Raw genomic sequence first — 19609 nt, forward strand, 5'->3', positions numbered from 1 at the left:
CGAGCGTAGGGTGAAGGAATGAGCGACGGGGCTGACGGCACCACAATCGACGTCACGGTGGCACTAGTCGGCACACTCGATACCAAGGGTGCCGAATACCAGTGGATGCACGACCGGCTCGTTCGGCACGGTGTGTCCGTTCTCGTGGTCGACGCGGGCACCGAAGCGCCGCGCGGGTTCGTCTCCGAGGTGCATGCGGACGCAGCATCCGTCGCGTCCGCCGGCGGTGCCGACCTCGATGAACTCCGCGCCGACCAGGATCGCGGCGCCGCCGTCACGGCGATGGGCGAGGGTGCTGCCGTCGTTCTCGCGCGTGAGTTCGACGAGGGCCGCGTGCACGGGGTGCTGGCTCTCGGCGGCAGCGGCGGATCGTCGATCGCCGCGCGAGCGGTGCGCGATTTGCCCATCGGGGTGCCGAAGCTCATCGTCTCGACGATGGCCTCCGGTGATGTCTCCTCGTACGTCGGATCGAGTGACGTCACCCTCATGTACTCGGTCGTCGATATCGCCGGCATCAACCAGGTCTCCCGCGCCGTGCTCGGAAACGCTGCCGCCGCCATCGCGGGGATGGCGAAGGACTACGCGAGCCGGCAACACGAGGAGCCCGTCGACGAGCGCCCGCTCGTTGCCGCTTCGATGTTCGGTGTGACAACACCCGCCGTCGATGCCGCGCGCGAGAGGCTCGAGCATCTCGGTTATGAGGTGCTCGTTTTCCACGCGACCGGGTCGGGCGGGCGCGCGCTCGAGGCGCTCGCGCGGTCCGGGATGCTCGCAGGGGTCCTCGATCTCACGACAACCGAACTCGCCGACGACCTCGTGGGCGGGATACTGAGCGCAGGTCCCGACCGCGTGACCGCCGCCGCGGCATCCGGGGTCCCTCAGGTGGTGAGCCTCGGTGCCCTCGACATGGTCAATTTCGGCCCGCGCGAGACCGTGCCGAGCGAGTTCGACGATCGCCTCCTCTACGTGCACAACCCGACGATCACCCTCATGCGCACGACCGTCGAAGAGAACGCGGAACTCGGGCGTCGGCTCGGCGGCAAACTCGCCGGTCAGCAGCGCACCGTGCTCATTGTGCCGCGCGGCGGAGTGTCCGCCCTCGACGCCGAGGGGATGCCCTTCCACGATGCGGCGGCGGATGACGCGCTCTTCGACGCCGTCATCGAAGCGGCGAGCGGCATCCCTCTCGTCGTGAGCGACTCCCACATCAACGACCCCGAGCTCGCCCGTCAGGCGGCAGACACACTCCACTCCCTCATCGAAGGACGGCAATGATCGACAGAACTACAGCCCTCGAACGTCTGCGCGCGCAGGTGGCCGCCGGCCGTCCCATCATCGGGGCGGGGGCGGGCACCGGTATCTCGGCGAAGTCGGAGGAGGCCGGCGGCGTCGACATGATCATCATCTACAACTCCGGGAGGTACCGGATGGCAGGCCGTGGTTCGCTCAGCGGGCTGCTCGCCTATGGGGATGCCAACCAGATCGTGGTCGACATGGCGCGCGAAGTGCTGCCCATCGTGCAGAACACCCCGGTCATCGCGGGCGTGAACGGCACCGACCCGTTCCGCGTTATGGGGCACTTCCTCGACGATCTGAAGCGTCTCGGTTTCACCGGAATCCAGAACTTCCCCACGGTCGGCCTCATCGACGGGCTCTTCCGTCAGAACCTCGAGGAGACCGGCATGAGCTACTCGCTCGAGGTCGACATGGTTCGACTCGCGGCCGAGCGTGACCTGCTCACCACGCCGTACGTGTTCGACGTCGAGTCGGCGGTCGCGATGACCGAGGCGGGAGCCGACATCGTTGTCGCGCACATGGGGCTCACGACGATGGGAACAATCGGCGCGAAGACGACAGCCGTGACCCTGGAGGGCTCCGTCGAGAAAGTGCAGGAGATCGCGGATGCCGCCACCGCCGTCAACCCGGATGTGCTCGTCATCTGCCACGGCGGCCCCATCGCGGAGCCGTCCGACGCCGCCTACGTGCTGCAGAACACCACGGGGGTGCACGGTTTCTACGGGGCATCCTCGGCGGAGCGGTTGCCGACGGAACGTGGCATCCGTGAGCAGATCGAGGAGTTCAAAGCGATCACGTTCGAGAAGGGGTAGTCATGACGAAGCCCGATGACGTAGCCACCCGCGTGCTCGACTGGGGCACCATCAAGTGGCTCGTGTCGCCCGAAACCGATCCGGGTACCGGCATGACCATGTGCGAGGTGATCGTGTACCCGGGCAAGGGTCACGCCGAGCACAATCATCCGGATGCCGAGGAGACGATCTACGTCATCTCCGGCACGGGTTCCCAGACGGTGGGAGGCGCTGGCCCCTTCGACATCGCGCCGGGGGACGCCGTGTACGTGCCGCTCGGCGAGATGCACTCCACCATGAACACGGGCTGGGCGCCGCTGCACATCCTCGTGACCTACAACCCGGCGGGTGCCGAGCGCGCCATCGACGCGGACCCCACGGTGCGCATCCTGCCGCCGGGCGAGCCGCCGGTTGCGTGAGTTGGCACGTTCCCACCCATCCGCGGGGCGGGGGGTGGGTTGGTGACAACTCGCAGCGTGTTTAACTAGTCCCATGCCACTTCAGGGAGAGTACGCACCAAGCACGTCGGACTGGGCTCGCGAGCAGGCCGAGAAATACGAGGCCACGGGCGGCAAGGAGGCGGGGGACCTTCGCGGGATGCCCGTCATCGTGCTGACCACGGTGGGCGCGAAGTCCGGGATGCTCCGCAAGACGGCGCTCATGCGTGTCGAGCACGACGGGGTCTACGCCGTCGTCGCCTCACTCGGTGGCGCGCCCAAGAACCCCGTCTGGTACTACAACATCGTGAAGCAGCCGCACGTCGAACTGCAGGACGGCGAGGTCAAGAGCGACTACCTCGCGCGTGAGGTCACGGGCGACGAGAAGGCGATCTGGTGGGAGCGCGCCGTCGCGGCCTACCCGCCCTACGCCGACTACCAGCAGAAGACCGACCGCGAGATCCCTGTCTTCGTGCTGGAGCCGTTCGAGGAATAGCGCCGGCTACGGCTGGAACTGCTGCAACCAGCGCTCGCAGAGCGGGCGCCAGGCTTCCGCCGGATAGCCTTCGGCGAAGCCCAGACCGTGGCGGCCCTCCGCGAAGACGTGCAGGTCGTGCGGTACACCGTGGCGGGCGAGGGATGCCGCAAGCCGGTAGCTGTGCTCACGAGGGGGCACCGCGGCATCCGCCCCCGTCGACCAGATGAACATGGGTGGGGTCTCTGCGGTGACGAGCCGATCGATCGAGAGCGCCCGCTTGCGCCACCACGATGGCCGGGGACCCAGAAGGTTGTCGCGCGAGCCTCGATGCGTGCGCTGGTCCATCGCGATCACCGGGTAGCCGAGTACGGCGAAGTCCGGCCGAGGAGTGCTCACCGCCGCGTGCGCGGCCAGATGTCCGCCGGCCGAAAAGCCGAGCACACCAACGACCTCGTGTCCCGCGGCGCGCTCCACCGCGAGTTCACGCTGCGCAGCCAGCAGCGGACCGGGATGCCGCGTGCCGACGGGATACTTCACGACCCGGGCATCCCACCCGAGGCCCCGCAACCACTCGGCCACGGGTTCGCCCTCATGATTCGCGTGGTGCGCGTAGGAGCCGCCGGGAAATACAAGGATGCTGCCGCTCATGGCCCAACGCTACTGATTTTCGTACGCGTAGTAGCGCGTGGGGCCTACTTCTTCTCGCGCCAGGCCCTCTCGAACGGTAGCCGCCACGAGTGCGGCGCGATGAGCTGGTGGATGGCGTCGGGCCCCCAACTACCCGGGAAGTACGGACGTACCGGTCCCGGATTCTCGAGCAGCGGTGCCGAGACTTCCCAGAGCCGCTCAATGTCGGCAGCCGTCGTGAAGAGGGTGTGGTCACCGCGCATGGCGTCGAGAATGAGGCGCTCGTACGCTTCGAGCACGTCGCCAGCCTGCTCGACCTCGGCGAGTGAGAACTGCATGCTCAACTTGTCGAGCTTCATACCCGGTCCCGGGCGCTTGCCGTAGAACGAGAGCGACACCTTGGAGGCATCGGCGAGGTCGAAGGTGAGGTGATCGGGTCCGTGTTCTCCGATGCCGGAGCCCGCCGGGAACATACTCTTCGGCGGTTCGTGGAACGCGATCGAGATGATGCGCTGTCCTTCTGCCATCCGTTTACCTGTGCGCAGGTAGAAGGGCACCCCCGCCCAACGCCAGTTGTCGATGTAGCACTTGAGCGCGATGAAGGTCTCGGTCTCCGACTCCGGAGCGACGCCGGCCTCGTCACGGTAGCCGCCGTATTGGCCCCGCACGACGTTCTCCGGCTCGAGCGGCTGCATCGAACGGAACACCTTGTTCTTCTCGTCGCTGATCGCTCGCGGTTCGAGGGCGGTCGGGGGCTCCATCGCCATAAACGCGAGCACCTGGAAGAGGTGGGTGACCACCATGTCCCGATAGGCGCCCGTCGCCTCGTAGAAGCCGGCGCGCCCGTCGAGGTTGAGTTTCTCGGGCACGTCGATCTGCACGTGGTCGATGAAGTTACGATTCCAGATCGGTTCGAACAGGCCGTTCGCGAAGCGGAACGCGAGGATGTTCTGCGCGGGCTCTTTGCCGAGGAAGTGGTCGATCCTGAAGATCTGGCTCTCGTCGAAGACCTCGTGCACCTGACGGTTGAGGTCGATGGCGCTCGCAAGGTCGGTGCCGAACGGCTTCTCCATGATCACGCGGGAGTCCTCGACGAGGTCGGCGCTCGAGAGGGTCCGGATGACGGCGAGTGCGGCCTTGGGTGGAACGCTCAGGTAGTGGAGCCGCTTCGTGCCGGGGCCCAAGAGCGCCTCGGCCGCGCGCACGGCGTCGGCGAGGGCATCCGGACCCTCACCGGTCGGTACGTAGGTGAGGCGACCGGCGAATACGGACTTCTGCTGGTCCGTGAGTGGTCGCGTGCTGAACTGGGCGACGGCATCGAGGGCCATGTCGCGGAACGATTCGTCCGTGTGATCTTCGAGTGACGTCCCGACGACACGGATGTCGGGGGCCAGGGCGGAGAGCACGAGGTGGGCGAGGCCCGGCAGGAGCTTGCGGCGTGCGAGGTCGCCCGCAGCTCCGAAGAGGACTACGACGTGGGGCGCGATCTCGTCGCGCTGTTCGGGTTCGGGTGCGATGGTCACCACCCGATGGTGGCAGCAGGCCCGCAGCGCAATGGCGCTGAGCGACGATCATTTACAGGGGTTTAACGCGCCAGTAATCTGCCGTCGTCAGCTCAGTTCGACGAGCACCTCCACGTGCCTGTCGTCTGCCGAAAGACTGACCTTTCGGAACGCCTGCCGGAGCACCGCCCGGTAGGCGGCGGGCCGGAGACCCTTGCCGGTGCCGTCGGTGAGCACGGCCGTGACGCGGAGGGTAGCGGGGGGCCCGGCGCGGAGTTGGGCTCGAATGCTTCCGGGCACAACGGGGGCCGCCTGACGCACTTCGCTGATGCCGGCGCCGATGGCTCGGCGTTGGTCGGCGTTGAGGGTTTCGAGCAGGCCATCGGGGTCGTCGAGTTCGTCGACGAGTTCCGCGAGCCAGGATGCCTGGGCGCTGCGTACGAGCATCGTGCGTAGTGTCGTGGCGAGCCCACGTGCGCGGGCAATGTCGGCTGGCGTTATCGCGTCGGTGTCGAGGATGTTTTCGAGGTAAGGGCCGACGCGGTAGTCGACGATCTGGCGCCGACGTTCGGTGGCTTCGGCCTCTTCGGTCGCCCTGATCGTGTCGCGCTCCCGCTCGAAGGTGAGGATGCTCGCTCCCCGCCACTCGAGCACCCTCGAGACGAGCACGTGCGAGAAGGCCGCTGCACCGCAACCCACCGCGAGCAGGGGTATCGCATAGCCGAGCGCGAGCTCCGCCGTAGCCGAGAACAGGAGCGCGATGGCGCCGACGGCGACCGAGGAGACGACGGTGAACCCGGCAATTTCGATCGCCGGCCGGAACGAGCCGATGAGCAGCAACAGCACGGTGAGCGCGACCGCGGCCCACACCCCGACGGCTCCCGGGAACCGGCTGGCGCAGTCCGCGGCGAAGGCCGCGATCATGAGCACGTGCAGTGCAGCGTGCCGCCACGCACCGAAAGGGAAGTTGCGCGGGTCGACGCCGAGCAGGTTGATGCCGGCCGCTCCGACAAAAAGCGCGATCGCTGCCGCCTGAAGGGGAAGCGAGCGGATCTGGTCGCCGTTCGAGGCGAGGAGCAGGATGACGATACCGACGGAGACGACGGTGCTCACCACCGCGAAGTAGCGCGCGGTCAGCCCGCCGAGCGGGTCGAGGGTTTGCGGTGTGTGGCGGGCGGTCATCCTTCCTCCCGGGTGATGGGGAAGGCGAGGATGACGGATGTGCCGAATCCGGGGCTACTGAGAATGCGCGCGGAACCCCCGGCGGCCTCGACCCGTCCGAGGATCGATTCGCGGAACCCGAAGCGATCGGGAGGCACGGCGCTTTCGTCGAAACCGACGCCGTTGTCGACCACGGTGAGCACCACGGACTCGCCGCTGGGAATGATGGAGAGTTCCGCGGCATCCGTCTGCGCGTGCGCCGACACATTGACGAGAGCCTGTTGCGCCGCGAGCAGCAGTGCTTCACGTCCCGCTGCGGGAAGGAGTTCGAGTGCCGACGGTTCACCGCTGACCACAACGGTGACACCCGCGCTCGCCGCCCGCTCGACGAGCGCGACGACGTCCTCGCTCGGTGTCGAGTCGATCACGACCGCGCCGCGGGCCTCCCGAACGGAATCGAGACTGCGGCGGATGCTCGTTCTTGCCTTGTCCGAGAGGGGGCCGGGTGGCATGGTGGCGATCGCGGCGAGCTCGCTCAGGATCGTGTCGTGCACGAGGGTCCGGGTTTGCAGCTCGAGCGTGCGTCGCTCGTCGGCGGCAATGTCGGTGAGCACCGCGTGATCGATGCGAGCGCTCACCGCGCGCGAGGATCGTCGCACCACCGCGAGCATCGTGTAGTACGCGGCGACACCGGCGGCCACGATGAGCGTCGATGGTTCGAAGATCGGACCGTCCGGTGCCAGGAGGAGGGCGCCCTGGGCGAGGGCGTAGCCGACGAGCGTGCCGATGGCGCCAGTCCAGCGGTCGAGGTTGCTGCCGAGAGCCGTCACGGCGATGACGCTGGAGACGAGCGCGAGACCCGAGTGTGGCGCGACCTGTCCGAGACACCACGCGAGTACTCCGCCACCGAGAACCATCACGGCGATGAGGGTCGGGTGAGTCGTCCGCGCCCTGTGGGCGATCGCGAGCAGGACCCACAGGGCGACGATCACCGCGAACGCCTGCCACGATGTTGTGCCGCCGAGCGCGAGCGCGGCGAGCGCGCCGCCGAGGAACACCGTCGCCACGGCGAAGAAGGCACTCTCGATGCCCAGGCGAGTGGTGACAGCAGCTTCGGATGTCGGGTACACCCAGCTCATCGAACCCTCCAGTTCTGGTGTGGAGAGGGTACTACCTGACCACCTTCCCTCGCCTCCGAGAATTCTGAGTGTCAAGAATAGTTGACATGCAGTCTGAGATTCTTTACAGTTCACATGTCAAAGTTTCTATACACACGGAGGACGACCATGACGTACGAAGAAAAGGGAGTGTGGGTCTACCTCGTCGTGACCCTCGGCGCCTACGGCACCTATCTCGCTATCGTTCTCGGTCAGCTCGCGGCGACCCCCGTCGCGGAGATCGACTACGTGCCGGCGCTCCTGTGGACGATCGGCGCATCCATCGCCGCCGCCATCGTCCTACGCATCGTCGTCGAGATGTTCGGTCCCAGCGAGAGCCAGAAGGCGGATGCTCGCGACCGAGACCTCAAACGTACGGGCGACCGACTCGGCGGCTGGCCGATCATCGCCGGGGCCCTCGGCGCGCTTGTGCTCGCCATCGTGCAGGCCGAATACTTCTGGATTGCCAACTCGATCTACCTCGGGTTTGCGGCATCCGCGGTGCTCTCCTCGGTCATCACGATCGTGCTCTATCGTCGGGGACTCTGATGGTGAAGCCGACCCGCATCACCAACGACATTCGAGCATTGCGTTTCGCGGCCGACGAGATGACCCAGGCGCAGCTCGCCGAACGGATCGGCGTCACACGCCAGACCGTCATCGCGATCGAACAGGGCAAGTACTCGCCGTCGCTCGAACTCGCCTTCCAGATCGCGCGCGTGTTTGAGGTGCCCCTGGATCGTGTGTTCCAGTACCCGGAGGAGCAGCGATGAGGGCAGCGGTCTTCAGTCGGTTCGGGGCTCCCGACGTTGTCGAGGTGCGAGAGCTACCGACCCCGGTCGCGGGTGCGGGGGAGATCCTCGTGCGGGTGGAGGCGGCATCCGTCGGGGCGGCCGACTCCGCCGGGCGCAGCGGGCGACCGCGATTCGCACGCCTCATGTTCGGCTTCGGTCCCCGCGACACTGTGCTCGGCAGCGACTTCGCCGGAACCGTGGTCTCCGTCGGCGACGGGGTGACCGAGTGGATGCCCGGAGACCGCGTCTTCGGAGCGACGGGAGCCTCGTGGGGCGGACACGCCGAGTACCTGGTTGTCAAAGAACGTGGCGCGATCACGACGCTGCCGGAGGAGGTTTCGGTGGAGCAGGCCGTCGCCCTCGTCGATGGCGCGATGACCGCCCTCCCGTTCCTCCGCGATGTCGGGCACATCAGCGCCGGCATGCGTGTGGTCGTTGTTGGCGCGAGCGGCGCGGTGGGTGCCGCGGCGGTGCAGCTTGCACAACACCGGGGCGCGCACGTGACCGCCGTGACAACCAACACCGAACTCGCGCGCGGTCTCGGGGCCGACGAGACGATTGACTACCGCGAGACCGACTTCACGGATGGCAGCGTTCGGTACGACATCGTGTTCGATGCTGTCGGCGCCAGCTCCTACGGTCGAGCGAAGCGTGTGCTCACGACGCGCGGCGTGTACCTCACGACCGTCCCCGGTTCGGTGCTCATCGACCGGCTTCTGGGACGGCGTGCACGTATCGCCTTCACGGGATTGCGCCCGGATGCTGCCAAGCGCCCCGATCTCGCCGAGCTCGCGCAACTCGCCGCTGCCGGCATCCTTACCCCCACCATCGACAGCGTGTATGCGCTCGACGACATCCGCGCCGCCCACGCGCGCGTCGACACCGGGCGTAAGCGCGGCACCGTCGTTGTGCGACCCGCCTAGATCGAAACACCGCCGCAACACTCCGCGCCTATGCTCGGTGCATGGCTGACCTGTTCGACGGCTATGGCACCACGGCCACGAAGAGGCCCGGTGCGCGCGCCTGGGATGAAATGTTCGATTCCCCCGGCTCGCCCCGCGAGTCCTATCGGGAGATCCAGGCCGCCCTCGCGCAAATGACGCAGGACGAGTTGCGCGGGAGAACGGAGGCGCTCGGCGCCAGCTATCTCGCGCAGGGTGTCACGTTCGACTTCGCCGGGGAGGAGCGGCCCTTCCCGCTCGACGCCGTGCCGCGTGTGATCGATCAGGCCGAGTGGCTCGAGGTCGAAGCTGGCATCAAGCAGCGAGTTCGGGCGCTCGAGGCGTTCCTCGCCGACGTCTACGGTCCGCAGCGCGCCGTGCGGGACGGGGTCATACCCGCGCGACTCATCACGAGTTCGGCGCACTTCCACCGCGAGGCCGCGGGGATCGAGCCGGCCAACGGTGTGCGCATCCAGGTTTCGGGAATCGACCTCATCCGCGACGAGAACGGCGCCTGGCGTGTTCTCGAGGACAACGTGCGGGTGCCCTCCGGTGTCTCGTACGTCATCTCGAACCGCCGGGTCATGGCCCAGACCCTTCCCGAGCTGTTCGTGTCGATGCGAGTGCGTCCGGTTGGCGACTACCCGCACAAGCTCCTGAGCGCACTGCGGGCATCCGCTCCTCCCGGAGTCGAGGACCCGACCGTTGTTGTGCTGACCCCCGGCGTCTACAACTCGGCGTACTTCGAGCACACGTTGCTCGCGCGACTCATGGGTGTCGAACTCGTCGAGGGACGCGACCTCTTCTGCTCCGGCGGTCGGGTGTGGATGCGCACGACGGCCGGCCCCACACGCGTCGATGTGATCTACCGTCGCGTCGACGATGAATTCCTCGACCCGCTGCAGTTCCGCGCGGACTCCATGCTCGGTAGCCCCGGTCTCATGCTCGCGGCCCGTCTCGGCAATGTCACGATCGCCAACGCGGTCGGCAACGGTGTCGCCGACGACAAACTCGTGTACACGTACCTGCCAGACCTCATCAAGTACTACCTCGACCAGGACCCGATCCTGCCCAACGTGCAGACGTGGCGACTCGAAGACAAGGGTGCTCTCGAGGAGGTGCTCGATCGCCTGGACGAACTGGTGATCAAGCCCGTCGACGGGTCCGGTGGCAAGGGCCTCGTGATCGGGCCGGATGCCTCGAAGCAGGAGCTCGACGAACTGCGAGGTCGTCTCCTCCGAGACCCGCGGGGGTGGATCGCGCAGCCCGTTGTGCAGTTGTCTACTATCCCGACCCTCGTCGATGACGGCATGCGACCACGTCACGCGGACCTGAGGCCGTTCGCGGTCAACGACGGTGAGGACATGTGGGTACTGCCCGGCGGCCTCACGCGTGTCGCGCTGCCGGAGGGTGAGCTCGTCGTGAACTCGTCGCAGGGTGGCGGCTCGAAGGACACGTGGGTGGTCGGCCAGGACCCTCTGCAGATCGCGCGCCACAGCATCCAGGGACTGGTCGCAGGCCAGGCCGCCGCCACCGAGAGCATCACGATCATCACGCCCGAGATGCTGGCATCGCACCTGCAGGACCACGCCCCGGCCGATCGACCTCTCGGTCACGGCCAGCAAGAGCAACAACAGCAGCAACACACTCGCTCAATCGACCGCGACGGGGAGGCCAACTAATGCTCTCCCGCATCGCCGAATCACTGTTCTGGATCGGACGCTACGTCGAGCGTGCGGACGGCACCGCCCGAATCCTCGACGTCCACCTGCAGCTCCTCCTCGAGGATCCGTGGATCGAGGAGGATCTCGCGTGTCGCTCGCTCCTCAGCGTCATGGGAAGCGAGGCTCCGCAGGATGCCCAGCTCTCGCGTCAGGACATCCTCACGATCCTCGCGGTCGACCGCAATGAGCCAGCATCCATCGCGTTCTCACTCGGCGCCGCGCGAGAGAACGCACGCCGTGCGCGCGAGATCGTGAGCACCGAGCTCTGGGAGTGCCTCAACACAACACGCGCGCGGATGCCCCGCCGGGTCGCCGCGGACAAGGTGCACGAGTTCTTCGGCTGGGTGCGCGAGCGTTCGGCACTCGCCGTTGGCATCATCGAGTCGGCCACGAGTCGCGACGAGGCGTGGCAGTTCTTCACCCTCGGTCGCAGCATCGAACGTGCCGACATGACCGCGCGACTGCTCGCCACACGTTCGCTCACCGAGGCGAGCGGCCCATCGTGGACAACGATCCTCCGCTCGTGCGGTGCCTACGAGGCGTACCTGCGCACCTACCGCGGCGTCCCGAGCGCGCGCAATGCGGCGGAGTTCCTGCTCCTCGATCGGCTCTTCCCCCGCAGCATCCTGTTCTCGGTCACGCGCGCGGTGAACTGCCTCAAGGAGATCGAGCCGCGCAGCGATCGTGTCGGTGTCTCCGACCACGCGCAGCGCATGCTCGGTCAGATCCGCAGTGAGCTCGAGTACCGGCCGATCTCGGAGATCCTCGAAGACCTGACCATGCACATGGACAACGTGCAGTCGACGACGAGCGCGGCCTCGGAGGCCATCCGTCAGCGGTACTTCCCGACACAGGTGGCCCCGAGCTGGGTGGGTGAGACGTCATGAACCGGTTGCGCATCAAACACATGACGGGCTTCCACTACGGTGGTGACGTGACGGCCTCGTACAACGAGGCGCGCATGCTTCCCGTGAGCTCCGACGGTCAGCTCGTGTTGTTCTCGAACCTCGAAATCCTGCCCATCTCGAGCCACCACAACTACGTCGACTACTGGGGTTCCCGGGTGTCGTCGTTCGAGATCCTCACCCCGCACAAGGAGCTCGCGCTCACGGCGACGAGTCTCGTGGAGGTCCGTGAGGCTCGGCACGATGAGTCGACGCTGGACTGGGATGGCCTGGCCGAGGCATCCGAATTGTTGACCTCGACCGTGGAACAACTCGGGCAGACGAGTCGCACCGCGCCGCCCGTCGAGGTGCAGGACATCGCTCGTGAGATCGCGTCCTCGTACGACGACCCGTGCGCGGCGGCCCTCGAGATTTCGCGCACGGTCGGCGAAGCCATGGAGTACATGCAGGGTGTCACGGCGGTGACCTCGACGGCAGCGGAGGCGTGGGCCGAACGCAAGGGTGTGTGCCAGGACATCACGCACATCGCCCTGGGTGCTCTGCGACACGTTGGCATCCCCGCTCGGTACGTCTCGGGTTACCTGCACCCCAAGCCGGACGCCGCGATCGGTGAGACGGTCGCCGGCGAGTCGCACGCGTGGGTCGAGTGGTTCTGTGGTGATGGATGGCGCGGCTACGACCCGACCAACCAGATCGACATCGGCGATCGGCACGTTCTTGTGGGTCGGGGTCGCGACTACAACGACGTGCCTCCCTTGCGTGGCGTTTACGCGGGGCCGTTCGGGAGCACTCTCTTCGTGACGGTGGAGATCACGCGCGAGAGCTAGCGGTGCGCGTGATTCCGGGTAAGTTGGAACAGCCAACAAATACCGGGAGGTACCGTGAGCGTCCAGCGCGCCGAACGATTCGAAGCCCTACTCGCGGAGGACGAGGACCTCCGGCGACTCGTCGATGGCGGGTGGATTCGCTATCGCACGTCCCCTGCCCTGCAGGAGTTGACGTGGGACGCCCACGCGACGTGCGCTCGCATCAACCGCACCTACTACGACGATCCGGTCGAGGCGCAGCGGCTCTTCGAAGAGCTCATCCCCGGAGCTGGCACCGGCATCGACTTCCGCCCTCCGATCAGCATCGATTACGGCATGCGGATCCGGATCGGCGATCGCACCTTCATCAACGCGGACTTCCTTGTCATCGGCGGCGGACTCGTGACGATCGGCAGCGATTGCCTCATCGGACCGCGTTGCGCGATCTACACGCCGAACCACGCCGAGGACCTCGAGCGACGGCTCGACGGGTGGGAGCTTCCCGAGGCGGTGACGATCGGCAACAACGTGTGGCTCGGCGGGTCGGTGACCATCACCCCCGGTGTGACGATCGGCGACAACAGCATCATCGGGGCGGGTTCCGTCGTCACGAGGGATATCCCCGCTGGCGTTGTCGCTGTGGGCAACCCGTGCCGACCGGTGCGGCCCATCGCCGCCGCGGGCTAGCTCGTCCGCCGCTCGGTGGTCTCGACGATCGCGATGTCTTCGGTGGCGAGTTCGCGTTCGTCGGCGAGGGTGGGGGCGAAGCTCACCGCGAGGCCGAAGCGCGATCCGGGATGCCGCGACAGTCGCATCCCGCGTCCGAGCACCAACCACGCAACACCCACACTGGCCGCTAGTACCCCGGAGAGCGCCGCGATACCCACGGCCCACCGCGGGCCGAGGGCGTTGGCCGCCCACCCCACGATGGGTGCGCCGATGGGCGTGCCGCCGGCGAAGAGCGCGAGGTAGAGCGCCATCACTCGTCCGCGCACCGCGGGGTCGGTTGTCGTCTGCACGTAGGCGTTTGCCGTGTTCATGGTGGTGAGTCCCGCGGCGCCGACGAGCAGGAGGAGCAGACCGAATACCCAGAGCGATGGGGCGAAGGCACCGACGGCGCACGTCACTCCGAATGCCGCCGCTCCGGCGATCACGATGGACAGCCGCGCCTTCTCGCGGCGGGCGGCGAGCAGTGACCCTACGAGTGACCCGATCGCGATGACCGAGGAGAGGATGCCGAACTGTTCCGAGCCGCCGCCGAACTCGACCGTCGACATGGTCGAGACGAGGATCGGGAAGTTGAAACCGAAGGTTCCGATGATGAACACGATCGTGAGCACGACAACGAGGTCGGGCCGCGAGCGCACGTAGGCGAGGCCTTCGCGGATCTGCCCTCGGCCTCGCTCGAGTCGGGGGGCGGCGATGAGTCTCGCGCGCCGGATGAACGCGAGCGAGGTCAGGACGCCGGCGAAGGAGACGGCGTTGAGCAGAAACACCGGTCCTGCTCCAATGAGGGCGACGAGAACACCCGCGACGGCGGGCCCGATCAGTCGCGCCCCCTGGAAGGACATGGAGTTGAGGGCGACGGCGTTCGGCAGGTCGGCGTCGCCCACGAGTTCGGAGACGAACGCTTGCCGCACGGGGGAGTCGATCGCGGTGGCGATACCCAACCCGAGCGCGAAGGCGTACACGATGCCGAGTGTGGCGAGCCCGGTGACAACCAGGATGCCGAGTCCGAGAGCCAAAACGAGCTGCGCCGTCTGCGTCCACACGAGTAGTCGCTTGCGGTCGAAGCGATCGGCCATGAGGCCGGCGACCGGCATGAGGAGTAGAAGCGGCCCGAACTGCAGTGCCATCGTGATACCGAGCGCGGCGGCATCCCCGTCGGTGAGTTCGGTGAGAACGATCCAGTCCTGCGCGGTGCGCTGCATCCACGCACCCGTGTTGGACACGAGGGCCCCGGCGAACCAGAGGCGATAGTTGGCGACCCGCAGACTGCGGAACATCGCGCTCACGAGTCGGCGAGCGCGCGGATGATCGGGGTGCTGGCCAGGAGTGCGCGCTGGTCTTCTGCGCTCAGGGTGTCAAACTGCCGACTGAACCACGCGATGCGTCGTTCGCGGGTTTCCGCAACGATGCGCTCCCCCTCGTTGGTGAGCGAGACGAGCACTTTGCGGCCGTCGTCGGGGGCGGGGGCTCGCACGACGAGGCCCGCGTCGACCAGAGCAGTCACGGTTCTCGTCATCGACGGCGCGCTCACGCGATCGTGTTCGCTCAATGCGCCGGCCGTCTGGGGGCCGTGCTTGGCAAGCACGAAGAGTACGGCGAGTTGCCCGTCGGTGACGTCGCCGTCCACTCGCTCGATGCGCATTCGCCGCGCGAGGCGCATGACGGCGATACGCAGATCGTCCGCCGTGTCGAGCGCTGTGTCCCGAGCCGCGTCGGGGTGGTCAAGAGTCATCATTAGTTAGCATAGCAAATTAGTTGCGCTAACTATTCCCGAGAGCCCTACGATGGGGTTCAGCGAGGAGGCGGCCATGCCCACATTCGTCCCGGTCCGGCATGATGCGACCTACGTTGACGCCCACGGCGTCACGATCCATTACTACGTGTGGAAGGCCGCGAAGCCCAAGGCCGTCGTCCAACTCCTGCACGGTCTCGGTGAGCATGCGCTCCGCTACGAACAGCTCGCGGGCGAGCTTGTCAATGCTGGCTACTCCGTCTACGCCGATGACCACCGCGGCCACGGCCGCACGGGCATGGAGCAGTGGCGCAACGACGCGACCAAGCTCGGCAGGCTCGGCGTCGGGGGCATGCGCGCCACTATCGCCGCGATCGAGCAGCTCACCGGCATCGCGCGCGCCGAAAACCCCGACATCCCGCTCATCGCTCTCGGTCAGTCGTGGGGCTCGCTCATGCTGCAGAAGATGCTCGACGAGCATCCGCGTGACTACGACGCCGTTGTGCTCACGGGTACCGCCTACCGCACCCTCACGGACATGAACTCCGGCGACCTCAACAAGCACCACAAGCACCTCGGCACGACGGGCTACGAGTGGCTCAGTCGCGACCCCGCCGTCGCCGAAGCGTTTGTGGCTGACCCCCTCACCTTCTATGCGGCGGCCGCCAAACTCTTCGGCCTCGTTGACGGGCTGAGGCTCCTCGGGCGACCTGCCAAAAACCTGGAGCGCGATGTCCCCGTGCTCATCCTCACCGGTAGCGAGGACTCGCTCGGCGGCGAGAAAAGCATCGCCAAGCTCGCTCGCGCTTACGTGCAGCGGTCCGGACTCACGGATGTCACGGCGATCGTCTACCCGGATGCCCGGCACGAGGTCTTTCGCGAGACCAACCGCGACGAGGTCGTCTCCGATCTGATCGCCTGGATGGACGCCCACGTCGCCTCATGAGTTCGGTCTTCACCCACATCCTCCAGGGCACGTCGCCGGGTCGCTTCGTTTGGCGCGACGACGTGTGCTTCGCGATTCTCACGATCGAGCCGCGAAAGCCCGGTCACGCCCTCGTCATCCCGAACGACGAGGTCGATAGCTGGACCGACCTGCCGGAGGCTGTCGCGATGCACATCTTCCGGGTGGGCCGCATTATCGGTCTCGCCCAACAGCAGGAATGGGACTCGCCCCGCGTCGGCGTCATGTACGAGGGCTACATGGTTCCGCACTCGCACCTGCACGTGTGGCCGTCGTGGACCGTGTACGAGTACAGCCACACCGGGATCGACAGGAACGCGCATCCGGCCGACCTTGACGAGGCTGCCGATCGCCTCCGCGCCCGTCTCATCAGCCGCGGCTACGGGGAGCACGTCCCCACGAGTTAGGCTTGCCTAATGCACGGCGAGTTCAAGGTCCCAGGCGGAAAGCTCGTTGTCGTCGACCTCGACGTCGTCGACGGAGCGCTCGCGAACGTCCGGTTGGCGGGGGACTTCTTCCTCGAGCCCGATGACGCGCTCGACGACATCAACCGAGCGATTACCGGCCTGTCGGCGGACGCGGATGCCGCGACCATCGCCGCGGCCGTGCGTGGTGCCCTCCCTGCCGACGCGCTCCTGCTGGGCTTCTCCCCCGAGGCGGTCGCGACCACGGTGCGTCGCGCCCTCCACAAGGCGACCGGCTGGCGCGACTACGAGTGGCAGCTCATCCAGGGCCCGGCATTCGACCCCGTGCTGCAGATGGCGCTCGACCAGGTGCTCGCCGAGGAGGTGGGCGCCGGTAACCGCAAGCCGACGCTGCGCATCTGGGAGTGGGAGAAACCTGCCGTCGTGCTCGGCAGCTTCCAATCCGTGAAGAACGAGGTCGACCTCGACAATGCGGCCAAGTACGGGCTCGACGTCGTGCGTCGCATCTCGGGTGGCGGTGCCATGTTCATGGAAGCCGGCACCGTGATCACCTATTCGATCTACGCGCCGAGCGATCTCGTGCAGGGCATGAGCTTCGCCGATTCCTACGCCTTCCTCGACGAGTGGGTCATCATCGCCCTCAAGTCCCTCGGAATCGAGGCGAGCTACGTTCCGCTCAACGACATCACGTCTCCGACCGGCAAGATTGGCGGCGCAGCCCAGAAGCGGCTCGGTGTTGGCGCGGTGCTGCACCACGTGACCATGAGCTACGACATGAACGGCGAACGCATGGTGGAGGTGCTGCGCATCGGTCGCGAGAAGATCAGCGACAAGGGTGTCGTGAGCGCCAACAAGCGCGTCGACCCCCTGCGCAGTCAGACCGGCCTCGCGCGCGCCGAGATCATCGATCGTATGGTCGGCACTTTCCGCGGTCTCTACGGCCTGACGCCCAGCGAGATCACCCCGGCTGAGCTCTCCCGTGCGCAGATTCTCGTCGACGAGAAGTTCGCCACCCCGGACTGGCTCTACCGGGTGCCGTGAGCCACGGAGCCCGCTACACGATCCTCACCGCCAGCCTCGTTGTGCTGTTGGTGGGTGGTGTCGTGCTCTCCGCGGTGCTCGGGCAACTCCCGATCAGCGCCACGGAGGTTGTCGGGTCCCTCGCTCGGGCGGCGGGCATCCCGAACTCCTGGGCACCCACCGACCCCATCATCGAGTCCACCCTGTGGGTCGTGCGTTTTCCGCGGATCGTCATGGCGCTCGTGGTGGGCGCCGCGCTCGCCGTAGCTGGCGCAATCATGCAGGCGATCTTCGGCAACCCGCTCGCCGAGCCGGGTGTCGTGGGTGTTTCGGCCGGTGGTGCGCTCGGTGCAGCGCTCGCGATCGTCATCGGTGCCGCGGCACTCGGAAGCGGCGGTATCGCCCTCTTCGCCTTCCTCGGGGGACTCGGGGCGACCCTCCTCGTCTACGGGATGTCGCGTGCCAACGGCCGTACGGAGGTTGTGACGCTCCTCCTTACGGGCATCGCCGTCAACGCCTTCGCCGGGGCAGGGCTCGCCTTCCTCATCTTCCTCGCGGATTCCGGCAGCCGCGAGCAGATCGTGTTCTGGCAGCTCGGCTCGCTCAACGGCTCCCTCTGGAATGAGGTTGCTCTCGTCGCGCCGGTCGCGGTCATCGGCACGATCATCGCGGTCATGCTCGGCCGCCGCTACGACCTCCTCGCTCTCGGCGAACGTAATGCGCGCCACCTCGGTGTCAACGTCGAGGCCCTGCGCATCGGCTCGATCGTGCTCGTGGCACTCCTCACCGGTGTCGCCGTGGCGTTCTGCGGCATTATCGCTTTTGTCGGACTGGTGGTGCCCCACGTCATCCGCATGGCCATCGGCCCAGCACACCGACCGCTGCTCATCGCGACGGCATTCGGCGGTGGTGTGCTCATGGTCTTCTCCGACCTCATCGCGCGTTCGGTTGTCGCGGGGGCCGACCTTCCCATCGGTCTCGTGACCTCGCTCGTCGGTGGACCGTTCTTCTTTTTCCTGCTGCTGCGGCAGCGCAAGCGCAGCGGGGGGTGGGCCTGATGGTGGAAAACCAGACGCCACGCATCGCCGCGACCGACGTGACCGTCGAACTCGACGGCGCACGGGTGCTCGATTCGGTCTCGCTCGATGTGCGGGCCGGCGAGGTTCTCGCGCTCGTTGGCCCGAACGGTGCGGGAAAATCCACACTGCTCGGGGTGCTGAGCGGTGAGCGTAGGCCGAGCCGCGGAAACGTCACCCTCGACGGTCGCGAGCTGTCGAGCATCCGCAGTGCCGAACTCGCCCGCCTGCGGAGTGTCCTCACGCAGGACAACCAGGTGAGCTTTCCGTTCCGGGTGATCGAGGTCGTGTCGATGGGCCGCAGCCCGTGGGCGAGGTCCGTAGAAAGCCGCGACGACATCGCCGCAGTGCACGAGGCGATGGATGCCGCCGACATCCACCACCTCGCCGAACGTCGCTACACCCAGCTCTCGGGTGGCGAACGCGCACGGGTCTCCCTCGCGCGCGTGCTCGCGCAGCGGGCCACAACCGTCTTCCTCGACGAGCCGACCGCCGCCCTCGACCTTCGCCACCAGGAGGACGTCATGCGTCAGGCGCGGGGACTCGCCGAATCCGGATGCGCCGTGGTTGTTGTACTCCACGACTTGAGCCTCGCCGGCGCCTACGCCGATCGCATTGCCCTCATCGCGAATGGTCGACTCGAGGCTGCAGGGACTCCCGTCGAGGTGCTCACCGAGGAGCGGGTGGAGCGTGTGTACGGGTTGCCCGTCGACCTGCACCTCGTTGCGGGTCGCCCCGTAGTGGTGCCGACGCGCGACTAGCGGGTCAGCAGGTCCGCGTAGTCGGGGTTCTCGCCGATCCACTTCTTGATGAACGGGCACCGCGCGACAACCCGCAGATCGGTTTCGCCCCGAACAAGATTGAGGGCGCCGCGTGCGAGTTCGTCACCCAAACCCTGGCCGCGAAAAGCCGGATCGATCTCGGTATGGAGGAAGACGATCTTCTCGTCGTCGGCGACATAGTCGGAGATGCCGGCCTGTACACCGTCGACGAGCAGTTCGAAGCGGCTCATCGGAACGTCCTGCACAACTTCGGTAGCCATAC

General features: G+C 66.9%; 23 protein-coding genes. 16 read left to right on the plus strand and 7 right to left on the minus strand.

What is annotated here, in order from left to right; translation table 11 throughout:
* Positions 1-18 precede the first annotated feature (18 nt).
* From LH407_RS08065 to LH407_RS08080, 4 genes are all read left to right on the plus strand, one after another.
* On the plus strand, positions 19-1275 hold the full coding sequence (locus tag LH407_RS08065; RefSeq protein ID WP_322134502.1) for a Tm-1-like ATP-binding domain-containing protein: 1257 nt from the start codon (positions 19-21) through the stop codon (positions 1273-1275).
* Positions 1272-2108 (plus strand): phosphoenolpyruvate hydrolase family protein, encoded by an 837-nt coding sequence (locus LH407_RS08070; protein ID WP_322134501.1) that lies wholly within the window; start codon positions 1272-1274, stop codon positions 2106-2108. The genes LH407_RS08065 and LH407_RS08070 overlap by 4 nt, the downstream gene beginning before the upstream one ends.
* Before the next feature lie 2 nt (positions 2109-2110).
* Positions 2111-2506: a cupin domain-containing protein gene (locus tag LH407_RS08075; RefSeq protein WP_322134500.1), complete on the plus strand. Its 396-nt coding sequence runs from the start codon at positions 2111-2113 to the stop codon at positions 2504-2506.
* A gap of 73 nt (positions 2507-2579) precedes the next feature.
* Complete coding sequence (locus LH407_RS08080) at positions 2580-3020, plus strand: nitroreductase family deazaflavin-dependent oxidoreductase (RefSeq protein WP_322134499.1); 441 nt, start codon at positions 2580-2582, stop codon at positions 3018-3020.
* Positions 3021-3026: 6 nt separating this feature from the next.
* Here LH407_RS08080 and LH407_RS08085 read toward each other — a convergent pair whose 3' ends face one another.
* The 4 genes from LH407_RS08085 to LH407_RS08100 form a co-directional block, all read right to left on the minus strand.
* Positions 3027-3650 carry an alpha/beta hydrolase gene (locus LH407_RS08085; RefSeq protein ID WP_322134498.1) on the minus strand — a complete coding sequence of 208 codons (624 nt, stop codon included), beginning with the start codon at positions 3648-3650 and terminating at the stop codon, positions 3027-3029.
* A gap of 44 nt (positions 3651-3694) precedes the next feature.
* On the minus strand, positions 3695-5152 hold the full coding sequence (zwf, locus tag LH407_RS08090) for a glucose-6-phosphate dehydrogenase (RefSeq protein WP_322134497.1): 1458 nt from the start codon (positions 5150-5152) through the stop codon (positions 3695-3697).
* 87 nt (positions 5153-5239) lie between these two features.
* On the minus strand, positions 5240-6313 hold the full coding sequence (locus tag LH407_RS08095) for a hypothetical protein (protein ID WP_322134496.1): 1074 nt from the start codon (positions 6311-6313) through the stop codon (positions 5240-5242).
* Positions 6310-7431, minus strand: coding sequence for a sensor histidine kinase (locus LH407_RS08100; protein ID WP_322134495.1), 1122 nt, complete (start codon positions 7429-7431; stop codon positions 6310-6312). Before LH407_RS08100 ends, LH407_RS08095 begins: the two co-directional genes overlap by 4 nt.
* Before the next feature lie 147 nt (positions 7432-7578).
* On the opposite strand from LH407_RS08100, the gene LH407_RS08105 reads away from it, so the two are divergent.
* From LH407_RS08105 to LH407_RS08135, 7 genes are read left to right on the plus strand one after another with little or no spacing between them, the layout of a single operon-like run.
* Positions 7579-7998 (plus strand): hypothetical protein, encoded by a 420-nt coding sequence (locus LH407_RS08105; protein ID WP_322134494.1) that lies wholly within the window; start codon positions 7579-7581, stop codon positions 7996-7998.
* The gene (locus LH407_RS08110) at positions 7998-8222 is read left to right on the plus strand and encodes a helix-turn-helix transcriptional regulator (protein WP_322134493.1); all 225 of its coding nucleotides are present in this window, start codon (positions 7998-8000) and stop codon (positions 8220-8222) included. Before LH407_RS08105 ends, LH407_RS08110 begins: the two co-directional genes overlap by 1 nt.
* A complete protein-coding gene (locus LH407_RS08115; RefSeq protein ID WP_322134492.1) occupies positions 8219-9166 on the plus strand; it encodes an NAD(P)-dependent alcohol dehydrogenase in 948 nt (315 codons plus the stop codon). The genes LH407_RS08110 and LH407_RS08115 overlap by 4 nt, the downstream gene beginning before the upstream one ends.
* 41 nt (positions 9167-9207) lie before the next feature.
* Positions 9208-10866: a circularly permuted type 2 ATP-grasp protein gene (locus tag LH407_RS08120; RefSeq protein WP_322134491.1), complete on the plus strand. Its 1659-nt coding sequence runs from the start codon at positions 9208-9210 to the stop codon at positions 10864-10866.
* The gene (locus LH407_RS08125; protein ID WP_322134490.1) at positions 10866-11795 is read left to right on the plus strand and encodes an alpha-E domain-containing protein; all 930 of its coding nucleotides are present in this window, start codon (positions 10866-10868) and stop codon (positions 11793-11795) included. Before LH407_RS08120 ends, LH407_RS08125 begins: the two co-directional genes overlap by 1 nt.
* Positions 11792-12640, plus strand: coding sequence for a transglutaminase family protein (locus tag LH407_RS08130; protein WP_322134489.1), 849 nt, complete (start codon positions 11792-11794; stop codon positions 12638-12640). Before LH407_RS08125 ends, LH407_RS08130 begins: the two co-directional genes overlap by 4 nt.
* Positions 12641-12694: 54 nt before the next feature.
* Complete coding sequence (locus tag LH407_RS08135; RefSeq protein WP_322134488.1) at positions 12695-13306, plus strand: sugar O-acetyltransferase; 612 nt, start codon at positions 12695-12697, stop codon at positions 13304-13306.
* On the opposite strand, the gene LH407_RS08140 is transcribed toward LH407_RS08135, so the two are convergent.
* Positions 13303-14634 carry an MFS transporter gene (locus LH407_RS08140; RefSeq protein ID WP_407650548.1) on the minus strand — a complete coding sequence of 444 codons (1332 nt, stop codon included), beginning with the start codon at positions 14632-14634 and terminating at the stop codon, positions 13303-13305. The genes LH407_RS08135 and LH407_RS08140 overlap by 4 nt on opposite strands.
* A complete protein-coding gene (locus LH407_RS08145) occupies positions 14631-15083 on the minus strand; it encodes a MarR family winged helix-turn-helix transcriptional regulator (protein ID WP_322134487.1) in 453 nt (150 codons plus the stop codon). The genes LH407_RS08140 and LH407_RS08145 overlap by 4 nt, the downstream gene beginning before the upstream one ends.
* A 73-nt stretch (positions 15084-15156) precedes the next feature.
* On the opposite strand from LH407_RS08145, the gene LH407_RS08150 reads away from it, so the two are divergent.
* From LH407_RS08150 to LH407_RS08170, 5 genes are read left to right on the plus strand one after another with little or no spacing between them, the layout of a single operon-like run.
* Positions 15157-16026: an alpha/beta fold hydrolase gene (locus tag LH407_RS08150; protein WP_322134486.1), complete on the plus strand. Its 870-nt coding sequence runs from the start codon at positions 15157-15159 to the stop codon at positions 16024-16026.
* A complete protein-coding gene (locus LH407_RS08155; protein WP_322134485.1) occupies positions 16023-16451 on the plus strand; it encodes an HIT family protein in 429 nt (142 codons plus the stop codon). Before LH407_RS08150 ends, LH407_RS08155 begins: the two co-directional genes overlap by 4 nt.
* 9 nt (positions 16452-16460) lie before the next feature.
* A complete protein-coding gene (locus LH407_RS08160; protein ID WP_322134484.1) occupies positions 16461-17510 on the plus strand; it encodes a lipoate--protein ligase family protein in 1050 nt (349 codons plus the stop codon).
* Entirely contained in the window at positions 17507-18547 is a 1041-nt protein-coding gene (locus LH407_RS08165) for a FecCD family ABC transporter permease (protein ID WP_322134483.1), read from the plus strand. The genes LH407_RS08160 and LH407_RS08165 overlap by 4 nt, the downstream gene beginning before the upstream one ends.
* Entirely contained in the window at positions 18547-19326 is a 780-nt protein-coding gene (locus tag LH407_RS08170) for a heme ABC transporter ATP-binding protein (protein ID WP_322134482.1), read from the plus strand. Before LH407_RS08165 ends, LH407_RS08170 begins: the two co-directional genes overlap by 1 nt.
* Here the strand turns inward: LH407_RS08170 and LH407_RS08175 are convergent.
* Complete coding sequence (locus LH407_RS08175; RefSeq protein WP_322134481.1) at positions 19323-19607, minus strand: GNAT family N-acetyltransferase; 285 nt, start codon at positions 19605-19607, stop codon at positions 19323-19325. The genes LH407_RS08170 and LH407_RS08175 overlap by 4 nt on opposite strands.
* Between the last annotated feature and the right edge of the window lie 2 nt (positions 19608-19609).

Origin of the sequence: Antiquaquibacter oligotrophicus (assembly GCF_020535405.1) — a bacterium.
GTDB classification, from domain to species: Bacteria; Actinomycetota; Actinomycetes; order Actinomycetales; family Microbacteriaceae; genus Rhodoglobus; species Rhodoglobus oligotrophicus.

Excerpts from the sequence above, each read along its gene's own strand:
- LH407_RS08100 (WP_322134495.1), bottom strand. The coding sequence starts at position 7,431 with ATGAGCTGGGTGTACCCGACATCCGAAGCTGCTGTCACCACTCGCCTG.
- LH407_RS08070 (WP_322134501.1), top strand. The coding sequence starts at position 1,272 with ATGATCGACAGAACTACAGCCCTCGAACGTCTGCGCGCGCAGGTGGCC.
- LH407_RS08065 (WP_322134502.1), top strand. The coding sequence starts at position 19 with ATGAGCGACGGGGCTGACGGCACCACAATCGACGTCACGGTGGCACTA.
- LH407_RS08145 (WP_322134487.1), bottom strand. The coding sequence starts at position 15,083 with ATGATGACTCTTGACCACCCCGACGCGGCTCGGGACACAGCGCTCGAC.
- LH407_RS08095 (WP_322134496.1), bottom strand. The coding sequence starts at position 6,313 with ATGACCGCCCGCCACACACCGCAAACCCTCGACCCGCTCGGCGGGCTG.
- LH407_RS08155 (WP_322134485.1), top strand. The coding sequence starts at position 16,023 with ATGAGTTCGGTCTTCACCCACATCCTCCAGGGCACGTCGCCGGGTCGC.
- LH407_RS08170 (WP_322134482.1), top strand. The coding sequence starts at position 18,547 with ATGGTGGAAAACCAGACGCCACGCATCGCCGCGACCGACGTGACCGTC.
- LH407_RS08080 (WP_322134499.1), top strand. The coding sequence starts at position 2,580 with ATGCCACTTCAGGGAGAGTACGCACCAAGCACGTCGGACTGGGCTCGC.
- LH407_RS08115 (WP_322134492.1), top strand. The coding sequence starts at position 8,219 with ATGAGGGCAGCGGTCTTCAGTCGGTTCGGGGCTCCCGACGTTGTCGAG.
- LH407_RS08120 (WP_322134491.1), top strand. The coding sequence starts at position 9,208 with ATGGCTGACCTGTTCGACGGCTATGGCACCACGGCCACGAAGAGGCCC.
- LH407_RS08105 (WP_322134494.1), top strand. The coding sequence starts at position 7,579 with ATGACGTACGAAGAAAAGGGAGTGTGGGTCTACCTCGTCGTGACCCTC.
- LH407_RS08130 (WP_322134489.1), top strand. The coding sequence starts at position 11,792 with ATGAACCGGTTGCGCATCAAACACATGACGGGCTTCCACTACGGTGGT.
- LH407_RS08160 (WP_322134484.1), top strand. The coding sequence starts at position 16,461 with ATGCACGGCGAGTTCAAGGTCCCAGGCGGAAAGCTCGTTGTCGTCGAC.
- LH407_RS08175 (WP_322134481.1), bottom strand. The coding sequence starts at position 19,607 with ATGGCTACCGAAGTTGTGCAGGACGTTCCGATGAGCCGCTTCGAACTG.
- LH407_RS08085 (WP_322134498.1), bottom strand. The coding sequence starts at position 3,650 with ATGAGCGGCAGCATCCTTGTATTTCCCGGCGGCTCCTACGCGCACCAC.
- LH407_RS08110 (WP_322134493.1), top strand. The coding sequence starts at position 7,998 with ATGGTGAAGCCGACCCGCATCACCAACGACATTCGAGCATTGCGTTTC.
- LH407_RS08125 (WP_322134490.1), top strand. The coding sequence starts at position 10,866 with ATGCTCTCCCGCATCGCCGAATCACTGTTCTGGATCGGACGCTACGTC.
- LH407_RS08150 (WP_322134486.1), top strand. The coding sequence starts at position 15,157 with ATGCCCACATTCGTCCCGGTCCGGCATGATGCGACCTACGTTGACGCC.
- LH407_RS08075 (WP_322134500.1), top strand. The coding sequence starts at position 2,111 with ATGACGAAGCCCGATGACGTAGCCACCCGCGTGCTCGACTGGGGCACC.